Genomic DNA, 7,250 nt, shown 5'->3' with positions numbered 1-7,250 from the left:
GGCCTGGGTGGCGTTCCAGTCGTAAAGCACCTGGCGGCGCTCGGCCTCCGGCAGCACGCCGATCCGACGCATGGCGGTATCCGGTGCGCTTTCCAGGGCCGTGATCAGGTTGTCCAGCGCCGTATGCATCAGGGCGCACAGCCGTTCCGGCGCCACCGGCGGCAGGGTTTGCGCCGTCAGCGAGAAGCCTTCGCCCAGGTCATCCACGGATAACACGATCGGATAGTTGCTGCGCTCTTCGCCCGATAGGAGTTCGATGCCCTGCCAGGCGGTGGCGCTGTCGGCCGAGGCGTCGTCCTGGCTGTGCCGGTAGTTGAGCAGTGCGCTGAACAGCGGCGCCGGCGCCTGCACGGCGCTGCAGCGCTGCGCCAGACTCAGCGGCGCATGTTCATGGCGCAGCAGACTGGCCAGCCGCAGCTGCACGTCGCGGACCTGGTCCAGGACACTGCCCTGGGCCGCCTGCACCCGCAGCGGTAGGGTATTGATGAACATGCCCAGCACCCGGTCGGCGCCCTCGCCGCCCTGCATGCGCCCGAGCAGTACCGTGCCGAACACCACGTCATCGCGCCCCGAGGTCCGCGACAACACCGTGGCCCAGGCCAGATGGAACAGGCTGGCGGCGCTGATGCCCAATGCCCGTGCTTGCTCCCGCAGACGTCGGGCAAGATCGAGGTCGAGATCTTGCTTCGCTTCTTCGACTCCTGAACCGTCACCTCGCACGTCGAGCAGGCCGAACGGCGCGGTCGGCTCGTCGACATCCGCCAGCATCCCGCGGAAAAAGGCTTCGTGTTCTTCCGGCTTCATCCCCAGCCGGGCTTGCGCGACGAAGTTGCGGAACGGCAGCGGCGCAGGCAGTCGATCTGCCCGGCCCAGCTGGTGCATCTGGATCTCCTCCAGCAGGATGCCCAGCGCGGTGTTATCGAGCGCCAAATGGTGAGTCAACAGCAACAGCAGCCAACGCCCCTTCCTGGGGTCATAGGCGGTGAACCCGTTGATCAACGGGGCAGCTCTCAAGTCGATGCGATAGTGTCTCGTATCGTAACGTTCCAGCAATTGTTCGGCGGCATCGCCGGCTTCAGGGCCAATGACAACATGCTCGACCTTTAACTTCGCCTCGCGCCACACGATCTGCACGGGCTCCGGCAGGCCTTCCCAAGCTACGGACGTGCGCAGGATATCGTGGCGCTCGATCACGGCCTGCAAAGCGGCCAGAAAACCGTCCTGGCGTTCCTGCGTGTCAAACGCCATCAGGACCGGTTCCAGATACGCATCCCCGTCGGACTCCATCAGGTGGTGGAACAGAATGCCTTCCTGCAGCGGCGCCAAGGGATAGATGTCCTGCACGTTGGCCGCCCCGCCCGGCACAGAAGCCGTGATGCGATCAATATCGGCCTGTTCCAGGGTAACCAGAGGCAGCAGTTCCGGGGTAATGGCTGTGCAGTCGGTCGGAATGCGGTTGGCCGGGACGACCAGTTGCTCGGCATGGCTGCCGTTGTCGGCCAGCGCCGCCAGCCCGGCCAGCGTCGGTGCGGCGAACAAGGCCCGTACGTCGGTAGCCAGCCCGGCCTGGCGCATGCGTGCGATGAGGGTCACGGCCAGCAAGGAATGCCCGCCCAGTTCGAAGAAATTATCGTGACGGCCGACCTGGTCGATCTTGAGCAACTCGGCCCAGATGTCCGCCAGGGCTTGTTCGGTCTCGCCTTGCGGCGCTTCATACTGCCGCGTTTGCAGGGCNCCGGCATCGGGCGCCGGCAGTGCCTTGCGGTCCAGCTTGCCATTCGGGCTCAGCGGCAGCGCTTCCAGATGCACGAAGGCGGCGGGCACCATATAGTCTGGCAGCGTCTCGGCCAGATGCGCGCGCAGGCTGTCCACCGTCACGTCGGCATCGCCGGTGTAGTAGGCCACCAGCTGTTTGCCGCCGGGACCATCCTCGCGGGCCAGCACCGCCGTTTCCCGGAGCGCCGGATGTTCGGCCAGCCGGGCCTCGATCTCGCCCAACTCGATGCGGAAGCCGCGGATCTTGACCTGGAAGTCGTTGCGGCCCAGATACTCGATGCTGCCGTCTTCCCGCCAGCGAACCAGGTCGCCGGTCTTGTACAGCCGCGCCTNGGGATCGTTGCTGAACGGGTCGGCGATGAAGCGCTCGGCGGTCAGTTCGGGCCGGTTCAGGTANCCNCGGNCGACCTGGACGCCGCCGATGAACAGTTCACCGGGCACNCCGACCGGTACCGGTTCGCCCTGCGCATCCAGGATGTAGATCCGGGTGTTGTCGATCGGCCTGCCGATCGGGATGCTGCTCGTCGAAGCTCCGGCCTCGCAGGCCCAGGCGGTAACGTCTATGGCAGCTTCGGTCGGGCCATAGAGATTGTGCAATTCCGTCTGCTTGAGCAGTTCATGAAAACGGTTGCTCAACGCCACGGGCAAAGCTTCGCCGCTGCAGATCACCCGCCGCAAGCTGGCGCAGTCCGCGACTTTGCCGTGCTCCAGAAAGATTTGCAGCATCGGCGGCACGAAGTGCAGCGTGGTGATGCGCTGCTGCCGGATGAGCTCGCTGAGATAGACCGGGTCTTTGTGGCCTTCCGGTTTCGCCATCACCAGACGTGCGCCGGTGAATAACGGCCAGAAAAATTCCCAGACCGAGACATCGAAGCTGAAAGGGGTTTTTTGCAGGACGGCATCGTCGGATGTCAGTCCGTAGGCTTTCTGCATCCAGTTGAGCCGGTTGACCACACCGCGGTGTTCGTTCATCGCCCCTTTAGGCTGCCCGGTCGAGCCGGAAGTGTAGATCATGTAGGCCAAATGGTGCGGCATCAGGCCCAGTGACTGCGGTGTCAAGCTCGTGTCCGGCTCTACAGCGATCCGGCGCCAATCGCTATCCAATGCAAGCACGTGGGCATCGGTCTGGGGCAAGAGGCCCTGGAGCCGCTCTTGCGTCAGCAGCACCTTGGGAGCGGCATCAGCCAGCATGTAGGCCAGCCGATCCGCCGGATAAGCGGGATCCAGCGGCACATAGGCACCGCCCGCCTTCAGGATGCCCAGCAGGCCCACCACCATCTCCAGACTGCGCTCGGCGCAGATCGCTACCAATACATCGGGTCCTACGCCTAAACTGCGCAGGTAGTGCGCCAGGCGGTTGGCCCGAACGTTGAGTTCAGCATAGGTCAGTTGCTGGTCTTCAAACACCACGGCGACCGCATCCGGCGTATGCTGCGCTTGCGTCTCGAACAGTTCATGAAGGCAGCGGTCCCGGGGATAGTCGGCCTGGGTGGCGTTCCAGTCGTAAAGCACCTGACGGCGCTCGGCCTCCGGCAGGACGCCGATGCGGCCCATGGCGGTGTCCGGTGCGCTTTCCAGGGCGGCTATCAGGTTCTCCAGCGCCGTGTGCATCATCGCGCACAGCCGTTCCGGCGCCACCGGCGGCAGGGTTTGCGCCGTCAGCGAAAACCCTTCGCCCAGGTCGTCCACATCCAGCACGATCGGGTAGTTGGTGCGCTCTTCGCCCGACAGGGTTTCGATGCCCTGCCAGGCAGCGGCGCTGTCTGTCGAGGCGTCGTCCTGGCTGTGCCGGTAGTTGAGCAGTGCGCTGAACAGCGGCGCCGGGGCCTGCACGCCGCTGCAGCGTTGCGCCAGGCTCAGCGGCGCATGTTCATGCCTCAGCAGACTAGCCAGCCGACTCTGCACGTCACGGACCTGGTCCAGGACACTGCCCTGGGCCAGCTGCACTCGCAACGGCAGGGTGTTGATGAACATCCCCAGCACCTGCCCGGCGCCTTCGCCGCCCTGCATGCGCCCGAACAGGACCGTGCCGAACACCACGTCATCGCGCCCCGAGGTCCGCGCCAACACTGCGGCCCAGGCCAGATGGAACAGGCTGGCGGCGCTGATGCCCAGGGTTCGGGACTGTTCCCGCAGCCGGCGCGCCAGGTCCGTGGCGACGGTCATCTCGACTTCCTGAATCCGGCTGCCGTCGCCCAGGACGTCGAGCAGACCGAACGGCGCGGTCGGCTCATCGACATCCGCCAGCATGCCGCGGAAGAAGGCTTCGTGCTCTTCCGGCTTCATCCCCAGCCGGGCCTGCGCGACGAAATTGCGGAACGGCAGCGGCGCCGGCAGTTGTTCTGCCTGGCCCAACTGGTGCATCCGGATCTCTTCCAGCAGAATGGCCAGCGCGGTGTGATCGAGCGCCAGATGGTGAGTCAACAGCAACAGCAGCCAGCGCCCTTTCCCAGGGTCATAGGCGATGAAGCTGTTGATCATCGGCGCGACCCTCACGTCGACGCGATAATGTCTCGGATCGTAACGTTCCGACAATTGTTCGGCCGCATCATTTGCTTCAGGGTCAATGACGACCTCCTCAATCGCCAGTTTCGCTGAGCGCCAGACCACCTGTACCGGTTCCGGCAGGCCTTCCCAGGCCATGGAAGTGCGCAGGATATCGTGGCGTGCTATCACGGCCTGCAGGGCGTTCAGGAAACCATCGAGACGTTCGCGCGTGTCGAACCCCATCAGGTGCGGCAGCAGGTAGGCATCCCCTTCGGAGTCCATCAGGTGGTGGAACAGAATGCCTTCCTGCAGCGGCGCCAGCGGATAGATGTCCTGCACGTTGGCCGCCCCGCCCGGCACGGCGGCCGTGATGCGGTCGATATCGGCCTGCGCCAGGGTAACCAGCGGCAGCATGTCCGGGGTAATGACCGTGCAGCCGGCCGGAATGCCGTTAGGCGGGACCAGAACCTGCCGGGAACCGCCGCCGACTGCGGCAGCCAGCCCGGCCAGCGTCGGTGCGGTGAACAAGGACTGTACATCGGTATTCAGCCCGGCCTGGCGCATGCGTGCGATGAGCGTCACGGCCAGCAGCGAATGCCCGCCCAGTTCGAAGAAATTGTCGTGACGGCCGATCTGATCGACCTTGAGCAGCTCGGCCCAGATAGCCGCCAGGGCCTGTTCGGTCTCGCCGTGCGGCGCTTCATAGCCGCGCACGGCGTAGGCGTCGCCCTCCGGCGCCGGCAGGGCTTTGCGGTCCAGCTTGCCGTTGGCGGTCAGCGGCAGCGCTTCCAGCTGCACGAAGGCCGCGGGCACCATGTACTCGGGCAATGTCTCGGCCAGATGGGCGCGCAGACTGTCGACCGTCATTTCGGCATCGCCGGTGTAATAGGCCACCAGCCGTTTGCCGCCGGGACCGTCCTCGCGGGCCAGCACCGCCGTTTCCCGTACCCCGGAGTATTCGGCCAGCCGGGCCTCGATCTCGCCCAGCTCGATGCGGAAACCACGGATCTTGACCTGGAAGTCGTTGCGGTCCAGAAATTCGATGTTGCCATCGGCACGCCAACAGCCTAAATCACCCGTTTTGTAAAGCTGTGCGCCAGGCTCGTTGACGAACGGATCGGCGATGAAACGCTCGGCGGTCAGCTCGGGGCGGTTCAGGTAGCCCTGCGCCACGCCCGGTCCACCGATGTAGATCTCGCCCGCTACGCCGATAGGCACCGGTTGCAGCTGGTCGTCCAGGATGTAGATCTGGGTGTTCGCGATCGGACGGCCAATGGGAATGCTTTCGGCCTGCTCGGCGATGGCTTCAACTGAATAGGAAGTCGCGAAGGTCGTGGTTTCAGTGGGGCCGTAGACATGAATCAAGTGACATTGAGGCTGGCTGTCCCGGAACCGCTTCACAATAAGTGGCGAGGATCTCTCGCCGCCAAAGAGCAAGTGTTTTAATCGAGCCAGTGCCGTAGGCAATATGACGGCATATTGATTGAACAGCGCCGTCGTCAAAAACAGGGTCGTCGCGCCCTGCTCGGTAAGAATATGGGCGAACGTTTCAGGCTCAAGAACGGCGGATTGCGGAATAATCAATATGCGCGCACCGTTTAATAAAGCTCCCCAGATTTCAAAGGTCGAGGCATCGAAAGCGGGATTGCTGCAGTGTGCGATACAATCTGCCGGCTCAATCTGCACATAGCCATTGTTGATCACGAGCCGGTTGATCGCGCGGTGTGGAACGATCACGCCCTTGGGCACGCCTGTCGATCCTGAGGTGTACATGATATACGCCGGGGTATCGGCAGCTCTCTGCAGGCGTAAATCGGCCGATGAGCAATGGGCGATGGCTTCGTTTGCCTGCGCCAGGTCAAGCACCTGAACGCCTGGCCAGTCCTGGCCGGCTGCGCTGTTTCCCGCAATGATCACCTGCCTGGCTTGGCAATCCTGAATCATGAACGCCTGCCGATCCGCTGGAAACTCGGGATCGATCGGTACATAGGCGCAGCCGCTCTTAAGTACGGCCAGCTGCGCCACCAGCATGTCCACACTGCGTGCCATAACGACCGGGATGAAATCGCCGGCCGCGACGCCCAGGCGGCGCAAATGGTGCGCCAGCTGATTGGCTTTAACGTTGAGTTCGGCGTAGCTCAGCCGCCCGCCGTCCCATACCACGGCGTCGGCCTCGGGTGTGTTCCGCACTTGCGTCTCGAACAGTTCGTGGACGCAGCGGTCCTGGGGATAGTCGGCCTGGGTGGCGTTCCAGCCGTAAAGCACCTGGCGGCGCTCGGCCTCGCTGAGCATCGGCAGGCAGGCAACAGCTTGGCTGTCGTCCGCCACCATGCCGGCCAGCAAGGCTTGCCAGTAGCCCAGGTAACGAGCGACGGTATCAGGGTCAAACAGCGCCGTGGCATATTCGAGACTGCCGACGATGGCGTCGCCGTCTTCTTTCAGCAAGAGGCTCAGGTCGAATTGGGCGCTGGCGTGCGCCACGTCCACCGGCGCCAGGCTGAGACCGGGCAGACTCAGTTCCCAGCCGGGCGTGTTTTGCCAGCCAAACATGACCTGGAACAACGGGGCATGCGCGAGGCTGCGCACCGGTTGCACGATTTCGACGATCTGTTCGAACGGAATGTCCTGGTGGGCCTGGGCATTGAGGGTCTGGATCTTGACGCGTTCGATCAGGGCCGCGACCGTGGGCGAATCCGACAGGTCGATCCGCAGGGCCAGGGTATTGACGAAGAAGCCGATCAGGCCTTCGATTTCGGACCGGCCCCGGTTGGCCGAGGGCGTGCCGATCACCACATCGGCCTGGCCCGAGAGCCGCGAGAGCGTCAGGGCCCAGCCGGCCAGCAGGGTCATGAACAGGGTCACGCCGTGCCGCTGGCTGAAGGCTTTGAGCTGCGCACTGAGGTCGGCTTCCAGCCGGACGGCCTGCAGGGCGCCGGCATAGTCCTGTTGCGCCGGCCTCGGCCGGTCGCTCGGGAGTTCCAGCAGGG

1 protein-coding gene is annotated in these 7,250 nt (G+C 64.3%); it reads right to left on the bottom strand.

Going from position 1 to position 7,250, the window contains the following annotated elements; translation table 11 throughout:
• Positions 1-7,191 (bottom strand): amino acid adenylation domain-containing protein (locus METLU_RS26950; RefSeq protein ID WP_456237701.1); only part of this gene is annotated, 7,191 nt, incomplete at its 3' end.
• Positions 7,192-7,250: the final 59 nt, after the last annotated feature.

It is taken from the genome of Methylobacter luteus IMV-B-3098, from assembly GCF_000427625.1.
GTDB lineage: Bacteria > Pseudomonadota > Gammaproteobacteria > Methylococcales > Methylomonadaceae > Methylobacter > Methylobacter luteus.
This window is presented reverse-complemented; position numbering and strand designations above follow the sequence as displayed.